18 protein-coding genes are annotated in these 20,565 nt (G+C 39.2%); all 18 read right to left on the reverse strand.

All coding sequences use genetic code 11. The features are described from left to right. Position 1: 1 nt before the first annotated feature. Positions 2–961 carry an NAD-dependent epimerase/dehydratase family protein gene (locus tag NFS34_RS11185; RefSeq protein WP_251360141.1) on the reverse strand — a complete coding sequence of 320 codons (960 nt, stop codon included), beginning with the start codon at positions 959–961 and terminating at the stop codon, positions 2–4. Next, positions 951–1,751: a glycosyltransferase family 2 protein gene (locus tag NFS34_RS11190; RefSeq protein ID WP_251360143.1), complete on the reverse strand. Its 801-nt coding sequence runs from the start codon at positions 1,749–1,751 to the stop codon at positions 951–953. The genes NFS34_RS11185 and NFS34_RS11190 overlap by 11 nt, the downstream gene beginning before the upstream one ends. Positions 1,752–1,764: 13 nt before the next feature. Next, positions 1,765–2,979: a hypothetical protein gene (locus NFS34_RS11195; protein ID WP_251360144.1), complete on the reverse strand. Its 1,215-nt coding sequence runs from the start codon at positions 2,977–2,979 to the stop codon at positions 1,765–1,767. Further along, entirely contained in the window at positions 2,972–4,210 is a 1,239-nt protein-coding gene (locus NFS34_RS11200; RefSeq protein WP_251360146.1) for a hypothetical protein, read from the reverse strand. The genes NFS34_RS11195 and NFS34_RS11200 overlap by 8 nt, the downstream gene beginning before the upstream one ends. A 1-nt stretch (position 4,211) precedes the next feature. Beyond that, the gene (locus tag NFS34_RS11205; RefSeq protein WP_251360147.1) at positions 4,212–5,351 is read right to left on the reverse strand and encodes a hypothetical protein; all 1,140 of its coding nucleotides are present in this window, start codon (positions 5,349–5,351) and stop codon (positions 4,212–4,214) included. Then, the gene (locus NFS34_RS11210) at positions 5,341–6,096 is read right to left on the reverse strand and encodes a phytanoyl-CoA dioxygenase family protein (protein WP_251360149.1); all 756 of its coding nucleotides are present in this window, start codon (positions 6,094–6,096) and stop codon (positions 5,341–5,343) included. Before NFS34_RS11210 ends, NFS34_RS11205 begins: the two co-directional genes overlap by 11 nt. Further along, entirely contained in the window at positions 6,093–7,142 is a 1,050-nt protein-coding gene (pseI, locus tag NFS34_RS11215; protein WP_251360150.1) for a pseudaminic acid synthase, read from the reverse strand. The genes NFS34_RS11210 and pseI overlap by 4 nt, the downstream gene beginning before the upstream one ends. A 1-nt stretch (position 7,143) precedes the next feature. Continuing rightward, positions 7,144–8,649 carry a UDP-2,4-diacetamido-2,4,6-trideoxy-beta-L-altropyranose hydrolase gene (gene pseG / locus NFS34_RS11220; RefSeq protein WP_251360151.1) on the reverse strand — a complete coding sequence of 502 codons (1,506 nt, stop codon included), beginning with the start codon at positions 8,647–8,649 and terminating at the stop codon, positions 7,144–7,146. Beyond that, a complete protein-coding gene (locus tag NFS34_RS11225) occupies positions 8,643–9,428 on the reverse strand; it encodes an SDR family oxidoreductase (RefSeq protein ID WP_251360152.1) in 786 nt (261 codons plus the stop codon). The genes pseG and NFS34_RS11225 overlap by 7 nt, the downstream gene beginning before the upstream one ends. Next, a complete protein-coding gene (locus tag NFS34_RS11230) occupies positions 9,421–11,058 on the reverse strand; it encodes an aldo/keto reductase (RefSeq protein ID WP_251360153.1) in 1,638 nt (545 codons plus the stop codon). The genes NFS34_RS11225 and NFS34_RS11230 overlap by 8 nt, the downstream gene beginning before the upstream one ends. Next, positions 11,055–12,212 carry a UDP-4-amino-4,6-dideoxy-N-acetyl-beta-L-altrosamine transaminase gene (pseC, locus tag NFS34_RS11235; RefSeq protein WP_251360155.1) on the reverse strand — a complete coding sequence of 386 codons (1,158 nt, stop codon included), beginning with the start codon at positions 12,210–12,212 and terminating at the stop codon, positions 11,055–11,057. The genes NFS34_RS11230 and pseC overlap by 4 nt, the downstream gene beginning before the upstream one ends. A 9-nt stretch (positions 12,213–12,221) precedes the next feature. Then, positions 12,222–13,235: a UDP-N-acetylglucosamine 4,6-dehydratase (inverting) gene (gene pseB / locus NFS34_RS11240; RefSeq protein WP_251360156.1), complete on the reverse strand. Its 1,014-nt coding sequence runs from the start codon at positions 13,233–13,235 to the stop codon at positions 12,222–12,224. A gap of 10 nt (positions 13,236–13,245) precedes the next feature. Continuing rightward, positions 13,246–14,202: a Wzz/FepE/Etk N-terminal domain-containing protein gene (locus NFS34_RS11245; protein WP_251360158.1), complete on the reverse strand. Its 957-nt coding sequence runs from the start codon at positions 14,200–14,202 to the stop codon at positions 13,246–13,248. A gap of 30 nt (positions 14,203–14,232) precedes the next feature. Continuing rightward, positions 14,233–15,687, reverse strand: a complete 1,455-nt coding sequence (locus NFS34_RS11250) for a capsule assembly Wzi family protein (RefSeq protein ID WP_251360160.1) — start codon at positions 15,685–15,687, stop codon at positions 14,233–14,235. Beyond that, entirely contained in the window at positions 15,687–18,347 is a 2,661-nt protein-coding gene (locus tag NFS34_RS11255) for an SLBB domain-containing protein (RefSeq protein ID WP_251360161.1), read from the reverse strand. Before NFS34_RS11255 ends, NFS34_RS11250 begins: the two co-directional genes overlap by 1 nt. A 50-nt stretch (positions 18,348–18,397) precedes the next feature. Next, the gene (gene cysQ / locus NFS34_RS11260) at positions 18,398–19,243 is read right to left on the reverse strand and encodes a 3'(2'),5'-bisphosphate nucleotidase CysQ (RefSeq protein ID WP_251360163.1); all 846 of its coding nucleotides are present in this window, start codon (positions 19,241–19,243) and stop codon (positions 18,398–18,400) included. A 194-nt stretch (positions 19,244–19,437) separates the two neighbouring features. Beyond that, a complete protein-coding gene (gene rfaH / locus NFS34_RS11265; protein ID WP_251360164.1) occupies positions 19,438–19,941 on the reverse strand; it encodes a transcription/translation regulatory transformer protein RfaH in 504 nt (167 codons plus the stop codon). After that, positions 19,934–20,557, reverse strand: a complete 624-nt coding sequence (locus NFS34_RS11270; protein ID WP_251360165.1) for a phospholipid-binding protein MlaC — start codon at positions 20,555–20,557, stop codon at positions 19,934–19,936. Before NFS34_RS11270 ends, rfaH begins: the two co-directional genes overlap by 8 nt. Positions 20,558–20,565: the final 8 nt, after the last annotated feature.

Genomic DNA, 20,565 nt, shown 5'->3' on the forward strand with positions numbered 1-20,565 from the left:
CTCATCTTTTCTTATCTGCGATATAACGCTTACCAGTTAATTTAAGCGCATCTTCTACACCCAATATTGGAGTCCAGGCCAACTCAACTCTAGCTTTAGATATATCTACTTGTAGGTCTTCAAATAATTGCGAATACATCTTCCTGCGTCCCAGAACACTCAAGACCCCTTTCATTAAAATAGCAGCAAAAGGAAACAGTCCTTTCCTTACTCCCATCCCTAAACGCAAATTGCTTATTAGCGCGTTAGTAGAAATATCATGTCCGTCAGAAATTAAATAACTATTTCCAGCCGCTTTCGGATGTTTAGCAGCTAAAATGATAAAATCTACCAAATTATCTAGAAAGACAAAGCTTCTTTTATTTTGCGTGGAGCCGAAAGGTAATGGAAGTTTAGTCGAAACAAGCTTTAAAAGATTTTTGAAGTTGCCCGGTGCTTCATGTGAATAAACTAGTGTAGGTCTAATGATTACTAGCTCAGTGTTAGTACCACGAACTACATCAGTAAGCTTTTTCTCAGCTAATAATTTAGATATCGCATATGCCTCAACAGGCTCATAAGCTATGTTTTCGTCTAAAGGGCGTCCTTTTGTACGACTTCCACTTACACCCACTGAGCTAATAAAAACAAAACGCTTAACTTTTGCACTTATAGCCTGCTTAGCAAGCTCAATAGTAGCGTCCACATTTACTTTATTAAATTCGCTAAGAGGATCAGTAGCTCTATCATTTAGAATGTGAGCTCTGGCTGCTGTATGAATAATAACATCAACCTCTTCAAACAACGGCTTCCAATCTATATATTCTGATAACCCTGGAATCTTATAAAAAGAAAACTTACTACTTTCAATAGTATTTGTCCGAGAAGCCCCAATAACCTCATACCCTCTCGTTAAAAACTCATTTGATAAAGCACTTCCTATAAAACCAGAAGAGCCCGTAACAAGAACCTTAGCTTTCATAATTCTGACTTTTTATCCATCCAATTTTTGCAGCAAACACAGGGAACTTAGTCCTTATCACACCCTTCAATGCATAATGAGTGAAATAGTAGCAGCTTCTAATAAAGCTCAAGTTTTCAATTTCTCTATATAACTTCCAATTATATGTTGCTGTATTTAACTTATTTGAAGAAACTGAATTACTTCTAACTTTATATTCTCCAAGGCATTCATTCAGCCCATAAGCAAACTCAACTTTTTTTAATAGCCTAAGCCATAATCCAAAGTCTTGTCTTTTCCTAATTTCAGGCATAAATACTTTACCAAAAAAATCAGTATCGTATATCACTGTAAAGCAGCCTATAACATTAGTTTTTAAAAGTTGGAAATAATCCACCCTATTAGGAACACCAACTTTATTTAATAGCACGCCTTGTTCATTGACTTTATTATAAGCTGTATAAGTGAACTTATAGTTATTTCGCTTCATAAAATCAACTTGTTTCGTCAATTTGTTAGTACTCCAATTATCATCGGAATCTAAAAAAGCTATGTACCTGCCTTGCGAGTGCTCTATACCCATATTACGCGCAACGGCAGCTCCAGAATTCTTCTCCAAACGAAGTAACTTTATTCGCTTGTCTAACGTCGCAAATTTATTGACCACTTCAATAGTCCTATCAGAAGAACAGTCATCAATAAGAATTAGCTCCCAGTGTTTATATGACTGACTCAAAACCGAGTTAATAGTATCAACTATCTCTTTTTCTGAGTTGTACATTGGAGTGATAATGGATGTTTCAATTATCATTTAACTTCGTACCCTAACAAATTTTAGATTGAACGATGCTTAATATAACATCTGACGGTTTTCTTTGAATATTATCTAAATGTTGATTAAAAAGGTTTGCTGACGCTTGTAGACCCTTCACAAAGTTCTGCTCCCGAGCAGCCAAATCTGAAATATCTGACAACACTAATAAGCTATTATTTTCAATCAAACAATAATAATCTCCTTTATACCATTGTTTGAGCGTTACGGGGACTAGCCCACACATAAGAGCATCAATATGGACACCCGAGACACCAGCCAGTACATAACCACCTTTATCAAGCAACTTATATAGTGGAAAAGAAGCGTCTAAAAAAGTAAAACCATATTCATCACAAGCATTCTTAAAAAAGTTAAATCGGTCTTTATCTCTAGGGTGCGCTTTAATATATACCCCTCCAGTAAAGCCGCTTTTCACATCATCAAGGACTTCCAAAATTAATTTTTTACTGTCTAACATATTGAAGCATATGTACAATGACTTTGAGCGTCTTTCTTTATTCTGAAGTACAATCTCTTCATACCTTAATGCCCCAGAGTATATTATTTCAGACGATTCAACCTCATATAATCTAGCCTGCATTTCACCATCAAGAAACGAATAAGTTGTACTCAATGGAGGAAAGCCTTTACCTACAGGAGCATGCGGGACATATCCAGATGGAATTCCTAGTTCATTGCAAGCAGCAACTGCAGAACGCATCCAAAAGTTATGATCATTAAAAGTGAATACAAATTTAGGTGAAGTAAGCTTAAATAGGTTTTTCCAAACAAAAATAGCACCGCTAGAAGCAACAAACTGATCTAGCCTGTTCAATATACATTTCCTTTGGTAGCCATTAGCAGAATAGTAAGAAACTATAACTCGATGAAAAAGAAATAAACCGACTATATAAAATAAAATTGACGGGACATTAGTATCAGTAGTTCTCCCTGTATAATTATGAAAACCAACAACGCGAGTATTCAATCCCTTTTTATCTAACACAAAAGCCGCTTGATAATTATTCGGGGTGCCTACGAGCAGCTCAACTCTGCCTTTTTTAAAAAAAGAAATCCTAAAGCTTAAAATTGACTTCAAAATAAACCAAAGCAACCTTAAAAAGCCTTTTATTAAAGATAGTGGAAAGTTACTTAGTTGAGAAGTCTTCTCCAACTGCCGCCACTCACAACTCATAATGTCATAGTTTAGCTCAATATTATTCATGTCGCTCTAAACATCTAAAATGCAAATAAAACCAAATTATTGCAATAAAAAAGATAGCCTGCTGATTGAATATCAACAATATTCCAGCTGGGTCCAAAAAATAACTTCTTAGCATCAAACATATTATCAGAATCCCTGCTATAGATATTTTATAGGTAATAATTTTTTTCAACATTTTTATTATTATTGATAAATAAAGTGCTGATACGAAAGGAGCCATATAAATTGGAAATAAATATAACCCTCCTCCTATGATTCCAGCAGAGGCACCTGAGTCCATTAAAGTAGGGTTTTGATTCAATACAAAGTAATTATAATGAGCTATCTGCTGATAAAAAGGTTTAGTGGCATTGCCACCTAAAAGTTTGTCCAATCTATACTCGACTGCTTCAATAATGATATTCCACGAGTTTAAAGTACTTAAAGCATTTTCAGCGCTAAGTACAGATAGGTGTGTTGCTGTATAATACCAGACACTGAGCCTTTCTAAAATCCATTGTGCATACCAGCCTGTCAACTCTGATGCATAAGTTAAGCCTTCAACAATAGTTAAATCTCTTTTTACACTTTCTCCAATAACAATCGTTAGGCCTAAAGCAAGCACACCAAAGATAATGCTAGCAAAAGTGCTATAAATACTTTTCATGGTTACCCCTTCAGTAATTATAGCTTTTACTGATTTCATATTAATCACAGCAAAAAATAAAAGCGTGGAGAACAAAGACATTGTACCCGTTATGGAAAGAGCACTCCCCAGCAAAATTAAATTTGCGGTCAGCTTGCTCCCAAAAGCTAAGTCTTTATTTCTAAATTGATACACTGCATACCAAAAAAGATAAGCTTGCAAATATGTTTTTAGAGAGACGTATAAAAATAAAAAACCAGAATCGCCAACGCCTTGCGACGAATCGTATCTATACCCTGAGAGTCCATTTAAAAAAAAGTATACTGACATGAGAAAAAAAATCATGACCAAAGTATTTAGAGACAGCTTATTTAAAGTAAAAACAAAGGAAGCTGGCTGTAACCTTACCAGTCTAAAGCTGGAAAACATTATGCTTGCGAAAAAAAAGGTTATAATTACATACCAGTATTGAAGTGTTGGCTCTTGCTTAAACCAAGGTGTTATCTCATTTTCCACAAAAAGCAAATTTAACAGCATAGGCAGCAGTTGATCTGTTATCAAAAAGGCTGCTGTTAAAATTATTGGCAATTTAAATTGATGCAACATCTTACCCAAGTATCAACTTCTTCTTCAAAACAGAATTTAAGCCTAAAAAGGCAATTGACATGATCAATAACGAGCCAAGCCCAAGCGCTTTAAACAAGCTTAGGTTATCAAAATTAACAGATAGCTGAATAAGCAGATAACAACATATTGATATAAGCAAACTCAAAGCAGATAACAAGAGGATATATTTAAAACCTTTTCCTGTAGAAAATTGTGCTAGCAAAGCAAAAGGAGTGCGCCCTACCAAAATGAGCGAAACAGCGACCCCATATACAAAAGAGTGATAGCCAAGGTATACATAGATAGAAAAAACTGCTATTGCCATTAATGCAAACCCTATTATTATTTTTACGTAATTTTCTGCGAGCTGATTAGCAAATATATCTTTTTCTTTAAAAAGCATGACTTTTGATGCTAATAGAGTAAAAACACCAAAAAAGATGGTGGCATCAGCATAAAGCTTGCCATAAAATATATTTTCTTTTGCTAAGCTTACAACTGATAACCCTACAAAAAAGTATACTCCATATATCATCAAAGAAGTTATCTGTAACGGGAAGTATTTTTTTATCACCAAAACAAACAGCCGCTTTGCACGTAATGAACTTGCTTTTGAGTCTTTAAGCTTTATATAAAGCAGTACAATAAACGAAGCCGACTCTATGAATAAATAAACATTTAATTTAGTGCTAAAGAAGATAATAAAAAGAATTGCGGTAAGAACACTATAAAAAAACAAAATCGAATAAATATTAGCTAACTTCAACTTTCCCTGAGCAATCGAAAGCCCTTGAAGCAAAGATAACTGTGCTATTAAAAGAGAAAATAAAATTGGCCAACCATTGAAATTCAAATTGACAATAACTGACAAGCACAAAACCCAGATTAACAATCTGCTAGCTAAAGAATATTTCAATAACTCAGCAGAACGAAAGCTCCCACTATGATAATGATTGCGAATCCCCATTCGAAGACCCAACTGCATTAAAAATGATATAAAAGTAGAAGCTACTTGAAAAAAAAGAATATCAGCAAGAGCTTCGCTAAAAAAAACTCTAGATAGCAGTACTCCAAATGAAAATGCTAGCGCGCTTTTTAATGTTAACCCATATGTAAAAAGCGTAACAATCTTACTTTTCATTTTGTAGCAGCTCACCCAAGTGATTTGGGATAACGCCTTCCCAGCAATAAAGAGTTAAGGCATATCTGAAGCCTTCACTAATCGGTTTTCCTCTATGAATACCTTTTGTATTCACAAAGATTGCAGATCCTTTATTTGCACATAATGTCGCTGTTTTGTCTAGAGACGATTCCAACTCAGGTTCAGAAAAGCGCGTTCTTGATAAAGGCAGTTTAGACTTAACTAGCAAACCTAGCTTTTGTATAAATCTGTGGCTTCCTTTTATATACTGAAAAGGCCCATTACATACCTCAACATTTGATAAATAAATAATGACCTTATACTGATCTTTAAAAGCAGAATCTCGGTGCCAGCCACCACCAGAGCCTAAATTACCCTTCACATAACTGAGCTTGCCAGCCATGATAAAATAAGATTTTAACTTTTTATTTAGTATTTTTTCTCCTACAGCCAATAATTCTTGTGTTTTAATCTTTTCATCTATTACTGGATAAATATCATTAATTCCATGCACTCGAACATCAGAGCCATCGTTACTTCTCCATACATTACTCTTCTCATTATTAACAGCTTCATCAATCAACTCCCTAATTAAATTACAGTCATCTACTGACACATAGTTGTCAACAACAAGAAAACCATCTTTTTCTACGTTTTGCTCAAGAGTTGAGCCGTTGGTTCTTTTAAAGAGCTTTCTTAAAGATCGACTAATTAAAACAAAGATTTCTTTAAAAAAACCCATCATTTAATCAGCTCCCAATTTAATGGTTGCCCTCTTTGAATATTTTCAGAAGCTTTTTTTCCGAGGATTTTCTTAAGCTCTCTTGGCTTTAAGCCATAGCCAGGCCTAATACTACGCACATTTTCATGGGTAAACTTTTCTCCCGCCTTGATATCTTTTACAGCATACAATGAGCGGCGGAATACCATATTTCCTTTTTCACTTTCTTTACGTTCATAATTAACTTTTCCAAGAGCCTGCCAAGCAACTTTGCTATCACGACAAAGCTGATCGAGCTCTGGCTTTTCCAGTGAGAAGCTATCGTCAGGCCCACCACCATTTCGATCAAGTGTGACATGCTTTTCAATCAAACATGCTCCGAGAGCCACCGAAGTAACCGCAGTGGTATTATCTATGGTGTGGTCTGAAAGGCCCGTCAAAACATCAAAGCGCTCAGCCATATTTGGAATCGTTGCCAAATTGTAGTCCTCAGCCGGGGCAGGATAGCCACTTACACAGTGCAACACTATTAAATCTTCGCAGCCTGCGTTCCTGGCGGCGTCAACGGCTTCCTGGATTTCTTCTTCATTCGCCATACCGGTCGAAATGATCATAGGTTTACCAGTTTTGGCTACATATTCGATCAAAGGAATATCGATAGCTTCGAATGATGCTATCTTATATGCTGGCGCACCAAGTTCTTCCAACAAATCTACCGCTGAAAAATCGAACGGTGAGCTAAAAATAGTGATCCCCAGCTCTTTGGCTTTTTCAAACAATGGCTTATGCCATTCCCATGGCATATGAGCTTCTGTGTATAAATCATACAGGGTTCTATTGTCCCACAAGCCGCCTTTGATTTTAAAATCTTCTTTATCGCAGTCGATTGTCAACGTATCTTGCGTATATGTCTGTATCTTAATGGCATCGGCGCCACATTCTTTCGCCATTTCCAAAATCTTATAAGCATTTTCAATGTCCCCATTATGGTTGGCAGACATTTCGGCGATAACATAAGGAGAGTAACCAGGACCTATTTTTCGTCCATCTATTGTAATGTAATCTTTCATATTAGTTCTCTAACTTCCCTCGAATAAACAATTCACGGTTAACTTGTCGGTAACCTGCAGTTTTAAACAAAGCTTGCGATGCTGCATTTGCTTCGAACACAGTGGCGTTAATTTCAATATCGGGGTGGATTATATCGATAACCGCCAACGTTTTCTTTGCCAGTCCCTTACCGTGATATTGAGGGGCAATAAAAATGGATATAATAAATTTGACAGGGTTTACCTCATCAAGACGAACAGCTCCTACTTGTTTATCCTCCCAGTGGACAATATAAAAGAAACTATATTGGGAGTTCAATTTTTTTATCATCCATGCTTGGTGCTCTTCCCATGTAGGTATTTCGGGGTTAAGCGCATAACGCCTTGTCTCAGGTAAACGCTGCCATTCGTACACTTGACGAATATCCTTGCTAGTTGCTTCGATGAGTACAATGCCGTACTTTTCGAGGCCGATCGCAGCGGCAGCTACCTTACCCACACCTTTACCGTCACATAAATTTAAATTTTTAGTTCTCATTGTTGCAAATCGATTAATCAACTCATCCAATTTAGTATTTAACGTAGTGCGAATGTCTTCGATTGAAATTGAGATGGCGGCGCTCTCTTCAACTAGATTACGGCATATTTGCAACTGATTATCAGCTAAAGGGATCATTATGCTTGGTAAGCCCATACACGCCCTTTCCCAGGAGGTAGAACCAGGCGCGCCTATGGCTATCGTATGTTCTAACATGAGGGCAGCCATATCTTCGGCGAAAGGAATATGTGTAATCCAATCACTATGTTGCTCGCAAAACGACGCTACAGAAGTATAGTGAGGGGCCTTTTCACCGAGCAGAACCGTGGTTTGAATTGCTATTTCTCGACTTGAGAGCGCCTTTAAAACCTCAAGCGTCGCATTTGGGTTATCGATTCCCCCCATAGTCAGCAACAACCTGTGGTTTTGCTTATCTATCTTCTTATCGACAGCGAGCGGATGTAATTCAGAAAAACGAGCCTTCAACAACGCATAGTTGGTTCCAGCAAGCACGACACTACCTGGAGACTTTTGTCGATACTCACTAGCTTCTCTGCCAACCGTTTGATCTATGACCATATCGGTATCATGTTCACGTACTAGATCATCTATGACAACTAACTTACACGAGGTACGAGAATTTATAAGCGTTTCCCATTGTGCGGTGATCCCATAGTGATCAATTACCACTAAATCTGCGTCACCAGCAACCGACAAAAAGTCCTCTGCATCATTTAATAAAGGTACTTGAAGCCATGCCTGATAATCGGATGTGCTTTTTGGTACCATGGATTCACAAGGCTTTGATAATCGCTCCACTTTGAAGCCACGGCTTTGCGTATAGTCACACAAATCGCCGGGCTGTACCCGCATCACAAACACCACGTCATTACCTTGCTTTTTCAGCTCCTCAGCCAGTGATAAGCAGCGCATGACGTGCCCACTGCCAATATACACAGAGGCGTCTACACGGAATACAACTTTTACCATGCAGTCCAACCACCATCTACAGATATGTTAGCTCCGTTTACAAACGAACTGGCACAGCTTGATAAAAATGCAATAGGCCCAACAATTTCGTTTGAAACCCCCACTCGTCCTAAAGGAACCTTGGCAGAAAGCTCCTCTAAAAATTCAGGCAAATTAGTGCAAGGATCTGGAAACGGGCCTGGAGAAATTGAGTTGAACCTAATACCTTCCTTACCAAACTCACAAGCAGAATATCTCGCCCATTGAAGTAATGCGGCTTTAGCTGCACCATAAAATGGAGGGTTTGTCCCTTCAGCTCTTTGATATATGCCTTGATCTGGACTAACAACCGCATACATAGACGCGATGTTAATTACCGAAGCAACTTCGGACCTTTTAACTGCTTCTCGTAATTTGGTCAACGCATTAATTAATATATTATGAGCTGAAGTAACAACAACGTGATAGGCCTCTTGGTAAGCATCCTCGACAGCCGTTTCAACAGTTCCACCGGCCCCTGAATAGGCATTATTTACAATAACATTCAGTGGCCCTTTGTAGGTCTTAAAATATTGTTCAATGCTTGCTTTATCCGTTACATCAAAGACCGCGCCCTCTGCCTTACCACCTGTTTTTTTTATTTCATTAACAAGAGCATCCGCTTTTTCCGCACTTCGCGAATTGACCAATATTCTAGCACCCGCTGAAGCGAGCCCAACACACATGGCTTTGCCTAAATAACCTGTTGCACCAGTAACTAAGATCACACTATTGTTAAGAGCTAATAAATCTTTATTCATGCCTGCTCCATTGTGCTGGGTCCAGAGTTTTTATATCAACGAGTTGAACGTTTTCTCTTTCGATTTCATCAAGTTGTTCTTTTGAAAATTCAGGTTTGGTGATCGTATTCACGTTTTCTCTTATCTGGCAATCTGTTTCGGCTCCAATTACCAAGGCGTCAACCCAATCAAGAGAAGACACATACCTGATACACAATTCATGTATTGAAGAACAGCCAAGAACTGAGGCTTTAGCCTCAAGCCAGTTGATTACTTCTTGGAATTCCTCAACATGAGCTTTTTTCCACACTGCAGAATCAGAACACACTAGAAGCCCCTGCAGTAAGGTACTACGCACATGAATTTGGATATTTCGCTTAGCTTTTTCCTTTTTAAGGCTTTCAATTGCATTAACCCATCGATAGTCTAAAATATTGAATGGTATCTGAATTAAGCTAAATTCTTGGATTTTCAACACCTCTAGCAACTCTTCTGGACTCTGGATTGATACTCCTAGCTCATCAATAACACCTTCTTTTTTGAATTTGCTTAATAATTTAAGAATATAACCATCGTAGTCTCTGACATGGCTTGCTCTATGAAGCATTAGTGAGTCTAACTTCTCCAGATTTAGAGCCTTCAAAGAGCTATTAACAGAACCTTCAACCTCTTTAGTTAATTCTTCAATACCACAATCAGCTTTTAGGTTTTCAAGTGGTGAGAGTTTGGTTATAACTCTAACTCCGCTCTGCTCATGCTGTTTTAACCACCCACCAATAATCTCTTCACTGTTTCCATAAGCCCTAGCTGTATCAAAATATTCAATTCCTAACTGCTCTGATATTGATAAAATTTTATGAGCTGAATCACACGAGGGCTTACCGGTTTGATTTGCGACCCCATACTCGAGCCCTAACTGTACACAACCTAATACGATCTTCTTTTCCCTAACTTTTTCATTAATGTTTTTTTTTAAATTAGAAATAAGCTCATTCGAATCAATAGTGGTCGCAGAATCTACCCCATTAAATACTTGAACAATGTTTAGATAATCGTCCAGCGTATCAACAGTGCACCTGAGGGAGCTAAAGTTATCATTCAGTTGCGCAATATAGTAGCTGAAACCAAAATTCCTTTTTATATACGGTGTCACATGCTCTAGATCAAAAGCTGAATCAGTTTTTATAAGTGCTTCCCTTAAATATTTAAGCTTGGTAACTTCTGCTGACATGCCATATGGCAAACCTGAATTGTCGCTATCTGCACAAATATATTTAAGATTTCTGTCAATAAACTGCTCGATAACTTTTGCGATGAAACTGCTATCAGGAAAAACATTGTCGGCTGTCAGCCGCACGATAATTGTTTCGTCATCGAACTCCTGAAAAGCATCAACGAACCTTTTAAGGACATTTTGAAGGTCACCACGAAAGTAGTTAATTCCATGAGCAGCAAAAACATCACATAAATAGTCATCTGTGGTCTCTGAAGACGTCAAGGCTGCAATATCCCAATTCTCAGAGCTAGCTCTTTTGGCTGCCAAAACAGCCAGCGGCATTCCTGCGATAGGAAGAAGCACTTTTCCGGGCAGGCGTGACGAATTCGTTCTAGCTTGAAGTGCTACAACTATTTTCTTATCTAATAATGTCATCTCAGAACATTTCTCAGTACATCAACAACCTCATCTTGCTGTTCAATAGTCATACCATGGAACATGGGGATGGAGATTGCCTCTTGGTAATACTTTTCCGCTTCTGGGAAGTCACCCCAATCAAAACCCATTTCCTTGTAATAGGGCTGGGTGTGAACCGGAATATAATGCAGATTCACACCGATTCCTTTTTCCCTCAGCTCTTCGAACACTTGCTTATGGGTTTTGTTGATTAAATCTAATTGCAACCTGATTACATATAAATGTAATCCAGAATAGGTATTCTCAAGCTGAAAGGGTAAAGTCAATGGCAGCTCTTTTAGTTGTTCGTTATATCTGCCTGCCAGCTTATGACGCGCAGAAATAAACTCTCCTAGGCGTTGCATTTGAGAAACACCCAAAGCCGCTTGTAATTCAGTCATACGATAGTTGTAACCAAGGGCTATTTGTTCATAATACCATCCACCATGTGACTCCTCTTGCATCATGCTTTCATCGCGTGTAATGCCATGACTACGCAACAAACTCATTTTATCGAACAATTCCTTATCATTAGTTACAGCCATACCACCCTCAGCCGTGGTAACAATTTTCACCGGATGAAAACTAAATATGGTAATATCGGAGTATGTACATGAGCCGATTTTTGAATCTTGGTAACTTCCACCAATCGCATGCGACGCGTCTTCTATGAGTTTGAAGCCATATTGCAATGACAATTCATGAATTCGCTTCATGTCGCACGGCTGACCACACAAATGCACTGCGACTAATACCTTCGGGAGCTTTCCAGCTTGTTCAGCTTGAATGAGCTTTTGCTCTAATTTATCAGGGCATAAGTTATAAGTTCTTGGATCAATATCTACAAAGTCGATGCCCGCGCCGCAATACAAACCGCAATTTGACGAGGCAACAAATGTGATCGGCGTTGTCCAAATTATGTCTCTTTCGCCGAGACCCAATGCCAAACAGGCGATATGTAAAGCGGAGGTTGCACTGTTAACAGCGCAACCAAATTGACTGCCGGTGAACTCTGTAACAGCCTTCTCAAAGGCTGGTACTTGAGGACCTTGAGTCAAGAAGTCTGATTGTAATACTTGCAGTACTGCATCAATATCTTGTTTTGAGATATCTTGCTTTCCGTAAGGTATCATTTTGGTCCTTTAAACTTCAAAAGATGGGTCAACGTGCTGCTTGATAAGCTCTCGGAGCGACTCAGTACTTTCCCATTCAGTATTAGTGCCTGAGTTATACTTAAAGCCAAACGGGACCTTCGTTGCATTATGGTGTTTCATAAAGTCTTCTTCTGTATTCATAAATGATACAGATGGCAAGATTGCGTACTTGTCTCCAAGGTCAATCGTATTAATCGAATCAGTTTCTGTTAGCATTTCTTCATGTAGCTTTTCACCAGGGCGTATGCCAACAACTGTTGTTTCGCATTCTGGCGCTACGGCTTTTGCTATGTCTAAGATTTTGTATGAAGGGATCTTCGGAATGAAAATCTCTCCGCCTAAATGATGCTCAATGGCAAACATAACCAAGTCAACACCAGCCTGCAAAGAAATGTTGAAACGAGTCATTTCGGGGTGAGTAATTGGCAAAACTCCTTCTTCACGCTTATTTAAGAAGAAAGGAATTACAGAGCCTCTCGAACCCATTACATTACCGTAGCGCACGACACTAAAACGAATATCTTTAGAGCCGCGAATATTATTTGCTGCAGCAAACAGCTTATCTGAAGCCAACTTAGTTGCACCATAAAGGTTGATAGGAGCACATGCCTTATCCGTTGACAATGCAACAACATCTTTTACGCCACACTCCAAAGCTGCATGAATAACGTTTTCAGCTCCATCCACGTTGGTTCTTATACACTCAGTAGGGTTATATTCAGCAGTATCAACTTGTTTAATAGCTGCAGCATGGATAATTACATCAACCCCTTCACAGGCTTGTTTCATGCGAGCTTGATCGCGCACATCGCCAATGAAGAATCTTAACTGAGGGAACTCATGGAATGGATACTTTAGCTTTATTTCAGACTGCTTTAACTCATCTCTTGAATAAATAATTATCTTTTTCACCTCAGGATAACGAGTCAAAATAGTTTCAATAAATTTTTTCCCAAAAGAACCCGTACCACCAGTTATTAATACTGTTTTATTATCCAACACTATTTAACCCTCACCCTTTACTTCTCGTAATAAAACTTTTTGTCAAAATATAAAGCGCGCTAAGAATTAAGCCAAATAGAAATCCAAGTACACAAATAATCGCTCTGTTGGGTTTTACTTTTTCTTCGGGCGCTTTAGCCCTATTCAATGTTCTAAAAACAAACTCATCCGATACATTAGCTAGCATTTTAGTTTTATGCTGCTCTTGAATAAGCTCACTAAAAACTGTTCTTATTTCAGCAACCGAGGTTTCATTTATTTGTTGCTCTAAATATTCAATACTTTGATTTGCTTCATCTAAAGCTCGAACTTTCATGTATTGATTGATATCTTGCACTAATAAATCCGTCCACTGTTTTGCTATAATTGGTGAGTAATGAGAAACGGAAACACTTACCAAACCTGTTTCTTTATCCTGGCTAACCGCAACGCGTTCTTTAAACCGCTTATAAAGCTCCCAACTAGTCGGCTCTACGGTTTTACCCTTCGGCGCTTCACGGATCCATTTTTTCTGGGATACATCGTATGACTCATCGTCAATAACTAGTTCATTGGTGGGCTGTTTCCAGTCCTTTGCTGCAAACAAAGGGACTGCTAAATCATGTCTCTTAATAAATCCCTCGGCAAAGCCCCAGCTTTTCATTACCTCCATCGCAATTACCGCATCAGAAGATTGACCCGTTCCAATATTAATTCCTGCCAAAGATGCTAAGCCTCCAAATTCACCGGCAAGGGATGCAAGCTTGCCACCAGCTCCACTGTCATTGGGTTGCACAACGGCAGTAGCTTTATACTCATTGGGTAGTGATAATGCATAAATAACTGAAGCTACGGTAAATAAGAATGTTACACATATAATCCACCATTTCCCTTTCCACAAAATGGAAAGAAGCTTACGTAAATCGATTTCATCATCTCTATAATTTTGGCTGCTAGCTTGTGTTTGTTGGTTGTTCGTCTGAGTCATAGTTACATTTTATCTTTTATCAAGTCTTACTTATAGCTCCATCATCCATGACAATGAAACATTATATTTGTCATCTTGATAGCCAAAACTATCAATACGTTCATCTTTCGCTTCAAGTTGAATACCCAAAAGACCGTATCGGGTTGGTTTTTGATATTGTACTTCTAGTTGATTAAAACTTACCGCTTTCTGATTAATGCTATGATTACCAGCAACACCATCATTATTTAAATCTACATTAGCTAGGCGAACTTTGAACTTGTCACCATTTCTATGGCTAGCCACAAAACCTAAGGCAATACTTTGAGTGTCGTTATCATAAGTAGAGCCAATAGAGCGCCCTTCCGTACGGTAACCCGTTTGGTAAATACTGTTGTTGTAGGTCAGGTTAGTTCTTTCATCATTTTCGGTATCTGCGTATTCAAGATAAGATGTCACCGACATCCCATAAAACTGAAAGTTCCGTTTATAACCAAACTGGTGTACCTTACGCGAAGGTAAGTAACCCGCTTCATCTTCGCCGATAAGCTGTAAATAAACAGAACCTTGGTAGCTAGGCGTTGGCAAGCGCCAATTTAAATCAATTCCTGCTAACTGGTTGCCAGGTTCATTACTTCTATCGGCAGTGCAACCACCTTCCAGTTCATCACAATTATCTCGACCAATGAGTAAGTCCCAGAAGCTGGATAAACTTTCTGGGCGATCTTTACCTCCCCACTGGGCAGTTCTTCTTAAGCCAATTTCTAAAGAATCAAACGGTTTAAAGTTAATACTCATTCCAAGAAGTTTAGCTCGAGGGACAAACCGATCACTTTCCAATTGACCGGCAAAAGCAGTAAGGCTCCAAGGTCCAATCCAAGAAAACCATTTACTTTCAAACGGATCAGAATAATTTCGCTGTATCGATAAACCCGGAACAGGGCGCGCATTATTCGACAATATCAAAGAGCTATCCCAACCAGGGCCCCACCAGCGTTCAATCACACCAGCAGAATAGATCCAGTTACCCCAAATTGCTGCAAGGTAAGAGTTATCCAATCGATACTCCTCACCATCAATTGGATCAACGGCGCGAGTAGCTTCTATATTCCAAGCAAAGTGCTTGCTCATTCCTGTGGTTTTTGAGGTAATTTCAGCCTCTTCTCGCCTATCATCGCCAAAGTGACGCAAAATTCTTTCTTGATTTCCCGCCTTTAAACTCAAATAACTATGAGTCTTCAATTTAGTTTGATATTTGCCTTGGCGTTTGACTCTTTTGAAAATCAACAAATCCTGTTTCGAAAGCAAACTAGTGTCAGCATTTTCAAGATCTTGAATAATTGGCGCCCAGGTTAGCGGCCAGCTGGTTACTGGCGCAGTTATCACTCCAAGATCTGATAAATATTCTATATCTGCTCTTAACCAGGCATTACGAGTGTCTATCCATGGCTCGGCAATAGCCAGACCCGGGATAAAGAAACAAAAAGTTAGCAGTTGTTTTTTCATTAAAAGCTATTAACCGCGGCAGCACCGAGTGCTAATTGATATACAATCTGGCTAACTTTGGTCCATAACTCTAAGCCATCCACTCGGCTAGTGTCCAAAGGCACAACAATAGTATCTCCGGCTTGAACTTCATGCTCACCGTGGGTCAGCCAACCACTTCTATTGGGTAATACTACTGAGCCATCCGCCTTTACAATGTATATGGCATCGGAGTTGGCAGTTTCTTTTTCACCACCACTGCGCAAAATATAATCGTCATAATCTAAGTTGTCATTATAAAGATGCGAGGTTGGTACCTGAACCTCTCCCACCACAGTGATTTCTTGACGGTGTGCAGGAATATAAAGCTTATCACCATCTTTTAACATCACATCTGAAACAGAACCTTCAATAATTCCTTGTAAATCCACCACTAAACGACCAGTGGCTTCTGTAGTATCTAACACATCTAATAGCGACTTTGCAGAGTCCACGTCGGCAGACTTACCAATATTTTTATTCTCTAGTTCTGCCGCCGCAACATCTTGGCGTAAGCGCTCTTTTAATTTACGCAACTCTTTTTCTTCATGCTCTCGCAGTTCTCTACGCGAGAAAACCGCAGCTCTTGCAGAACCGAAAGCATTAATGCCTCCAACACGCTTTATCAATTGCGAAAGCGTCTCTCCCCTTTGAATACGATACTCTCCAGGGAATTTAACCTCTCCCGAAACTTCAACGTTAGAGAAGTCTCTGTACTCAGGAGTAACTTTTATTTTAAGTTGATCGTGAGGCTTAAGTTGAAAACTTACGTTCCCTAGGAATTCCTGCTGTAGATCCACAGTCGCGTGAGTAACTTTCGCCTCTAAAGGATCGTTAAGATCGTAGCGTGTCACCTCAGCCTCTACTGCAAATGCCGATTCTTGTAAGCCTCCAGCAGCAAAAATCAAATCAACTGCGGTCATATTATCAGTTAAGGGATACTCACCAGGAAATTTAACGGCACCGGTTACAGAAATAACTTTTGCAGGCGATTTAAAACTTGCTTGAGATTTTAAGTTTGAAACAAGCTCTATTACCAGCGCATTCCTTAATTCTAAGCCTAGCTCTTCATTAATAAGTGCTTCATTTTTTTCGCTCTCATTACCACTTTTTTTTCGACTAGACTGATTCGTCGTACTGGTCAGATTGAAAGCTGACGCTTTGTTGCTTTCTTGTAGTTTTTCTATTTCTTTCCTCTCGATTTGTTCTTTATGCTCTTGAATAGCTTTCTTCTCAATAGCGTTACTCAGCACAATAATTCTATCGCGTGCTTCTAGTTGAAGGTTTGTAGCTGAGGCTTTATTTTCAGAAATAGCTCGCAAATCAATCTTCAAAGGTTGTAAGCTTTTTAGCGGCTTAGTTTCTCGGATTAATAAAGCAAAATCCAAATTAGCATTCGGCTTGAGCATATCTGTCGTTTTAATAATATCAGAAACTCGCAAGCCTGAACGCCAAGCGTAAGCCCCTTCGCGATAAATATGACCTTCTAAATTAACAACATTCTCTTGTCTTTCTAAAACGGGAAATACTTGTAATAAGTCACCATTTTGTAAACGAGCCTTTTTTCCCGTCGACGTTTTTAAGTTAACATCAACCACTGTCATAGAGCCGTTAGCATCAACTCTCTGTACTCGACTGGCTTCTGGCGCAGCATTAGGTAACAAGCCGCCCGCTAGTGACAAAAGTTCAGCAAGTGTTTTTTCACCTTTAAGTTCATAAATCGCGGGGCGCACAACTTCACCCGCGATCGAAGCCGTCTTCTTAACCGATGGAATAAAAATCACATCGCCAGCTTGTAAGCGACGATCGCCACGGGTATCCCCTCTTAGCAGAAGATCATACAAATCCAAAGTGCTAACTAAGCGGCCATTACGCTTAAGTTGAATATTACGCAAAGAGCCAATCTCTTTAACGCCACCACTAACGTAGAGTGCGTTTAAAATAGTAGATAAAGAAGAAACTGTATAAGCCCCCGGACGATAAGCTTCACCAGAAATAAACACTTGAATAGAGCGAAGTTCGCCCATCGAAATATTGGCTTGAACCCCAATAATCTGCTCTTGGATCTGCTCATTCAGTTTTGCTTTTAACTCATCGTAAGATAGACCTGAGACATAGATGGGACCAAGATTTGGAAATTGAATAGCACCGTCGCGACCAACTTGCAATTCATAGGAAGAATTTTCTTTACCATAAAGCTGAACTCTTACCATATCGCCAGGGCCAGCAATATAGTTAGAGGGAACTGGAATATTGCCTACTGGCGTATAAGTAGTAGGTTCGCCTGCAAATAAATCATAGCCAAACTTCTCAAGCGGTTCATCGACTTTTGCAATTTTCTCAGTAGTCTCTTGATGCTTATTCTTTTCTAAACCAAGTTCTTCTAGCGCTTTAATATCGCGTGGCAAAATAGCCGGAGTTTGAACATCAAGTAAGGTTTTATCAGTATCCGTTTGTTCTCTTAAGGATGCACATAAAGAATCGACATCATAACCCGCAGCTTTTGCCGCTTGCTTTTGCGCCTCGGTAGCATTGGTACAAAGTTTTTTCGCCTGAGATAAGTCAGGGCTCGCTGCTTCTAATGTAAAACTTGAAAATAACGATAACAGCAAACTGATTGTCACTAATCTAATCTTGTTCATTCTTGTAACTTCTCTTCCTCGTAACTTCTCTACGCTTTTATTATTTAAACTTAACGTTGCACTTCTGCGATGAAAAAAGGATTCAGCAGTGAATCCTTAGTATTATAAACCAACTCTTCGCCCGTTTCATAATTAACACAGTGCCCACCGGCATACTTTAATACTGCGTGAGCCGCTGCTGTATCCCATTCGCAAGTAGGCCCCAAACGCGGATATAAATCGGCTTTGCCTTCCGCAAGATAACATATTTTTAAAGAACTACCCATCACTTCCACTTGATGCCTTCCTAGCTGTTCTAAATAAGCATTGAGCTGCTCTGAAGGATGCGAGCGACTGCCCATCACTTTCATCACATGCGACTCATTTTTATTAGTACTGCCGGACTTTGCTCGAACCGCTTTAATTACTAGCGCTGGTTCACTTTTAAACTGTTTCCAAGCACCAATTGCTGCCGTAGCAAAATACAGGACTCCTAGAACTGGCGCATATACTACCCCTAATACTGGTAGGCCTTGATAGATCAGGGCGATATTCACCGTAAATTCGCCATTGCGTTTGATAAATTCTTTAGTTCCATCCAAAGGATCAACTAGCCAATAACAATCCCAAAGCCGGCGCTCTTGCCAACTAATATCAGTCGATTCTTCTGATAAAATAGGAACTTGCGGGGTTAAGACGGTAAGTTGCTCTAGAATGTGACCGTGAGAAGCCAAATCAGCTTCGGTCAGAGGCGACTGGTCGGTTTTTTCAAAAACCGCAAAGTCTTGACTATAGATATCAAGAATCTTCTGCCCAGCATCAAGCGCTATACGGTTGATTTTATCAACGAACTTACGGCCTATGTATGGCTCTATTTTTTTATTCTTTTGTAATTCAATTTGCAGCTCAATATCCATGCTTATAAAAGTTTTAAACTACTCCAATGCGAAATTTAGGTACGCTACCGCCCTTGGGTTATGGCTCCCAAAGCGCCTTAAAAAATTAAATTAAGCGAACTCTTAAATCTACGCACAATTCAAAGTGGCGCTATTATAAAGGCAAAGCCAAGTGGTTGGAACAGTTGCATGAAATTAAACCACCTAAACTTGGGTTAATCTTCCAGTTTAGCGACTTGGGTATTTAAAATTTCTAACTCCGTCACCTTATTTAAAACTGTCAACAAGATAATCGAGCGTTCTTCACCATTTTTTGCCTTGTAAATCCCTTCTAAATCTTTGAATACGCCATCGGTAATTTTCACTTTTTCACCAACTTTTGGAACGTTCGATTCTATGCTTTCTGCGGTCAGACTTGAAACGTCCTGTTTGATGCTCTCAATCAATGGTTCGGGAACCTTAGCTACCTGACTACCAAAGCGCACAAAATCTCTTACTCCACGAGTCGATCGGATTTTTGACCAACCGATGGCTTCATCATCCAAGCGCACAAAAATATAGTTGGCAAAAAGCGGTTCTAAGACCTTTTGTCGTTTGCCACGAATAATTTTTTCAATTTCAATAGTAGGATAAAAGTTCTCAATCCCCTGATTATCCAAATGCTCTTTAGCCTTGGCCTGCTGCTTTGGTTTGGCTTGAATGAGATACCAACTAGTCATTTGGCTCACTACTCAAAGACTTTCTAAACACTTGATTTTTATCATTAAAATCCTGAATTAAAGCTGCGACACCATGTTCATTAATAATGCTTTGATATTGATGTTGTTTCAGTTTGATAAAACTGATTCCTTGAAACCTAAAGTCGTAAATCAGCCAGTGATTCTCAGGACGATACAGTTTCAGATCCACTGTAAGATCCGGAAACGTTTCAAGCACTAACTTGGCCGTTAGCCATCCCTTATTGCCTTTGCTGGTGAGCTGCAAACCGTCCACCAAGGCTTGCTGACCTTCGAATTTCTGCATGGTTTCGAACAAATAACGCTGCATGGTTTCGCGGTAGGCCTGAGTTAATTCTTCTCGCTCAGTTTTAGACAGTTTTTTCCAGATTTTTACCCCAACCATGGCTCGAATGGTTAATTTCGAGGACCAAACATTCATTAAGTCACTATCAACAAAATCCAATAAAACCTGGGGATCTTGCTGCATTTTGCGCTTATTTTCGGTTAAAAAGCGCTGAATGTCGAAAAATTGTTGCTGAAAATCGTGTTTGATTTGCTCAAGACTGGTCGAAGTTATTAAGTTACGGTTGGCTTTTGCAGCGACAGAAGTGGTCATAAGCCCCG

Source organism: Kangiella sp. TOML190 (assembly GCF_023706045.1).
Lineage (GTDB): Bacteria > Pseudomonadota > Gammaproteobacteria > Enterobacterales > Kangiellaceae > Kangiella.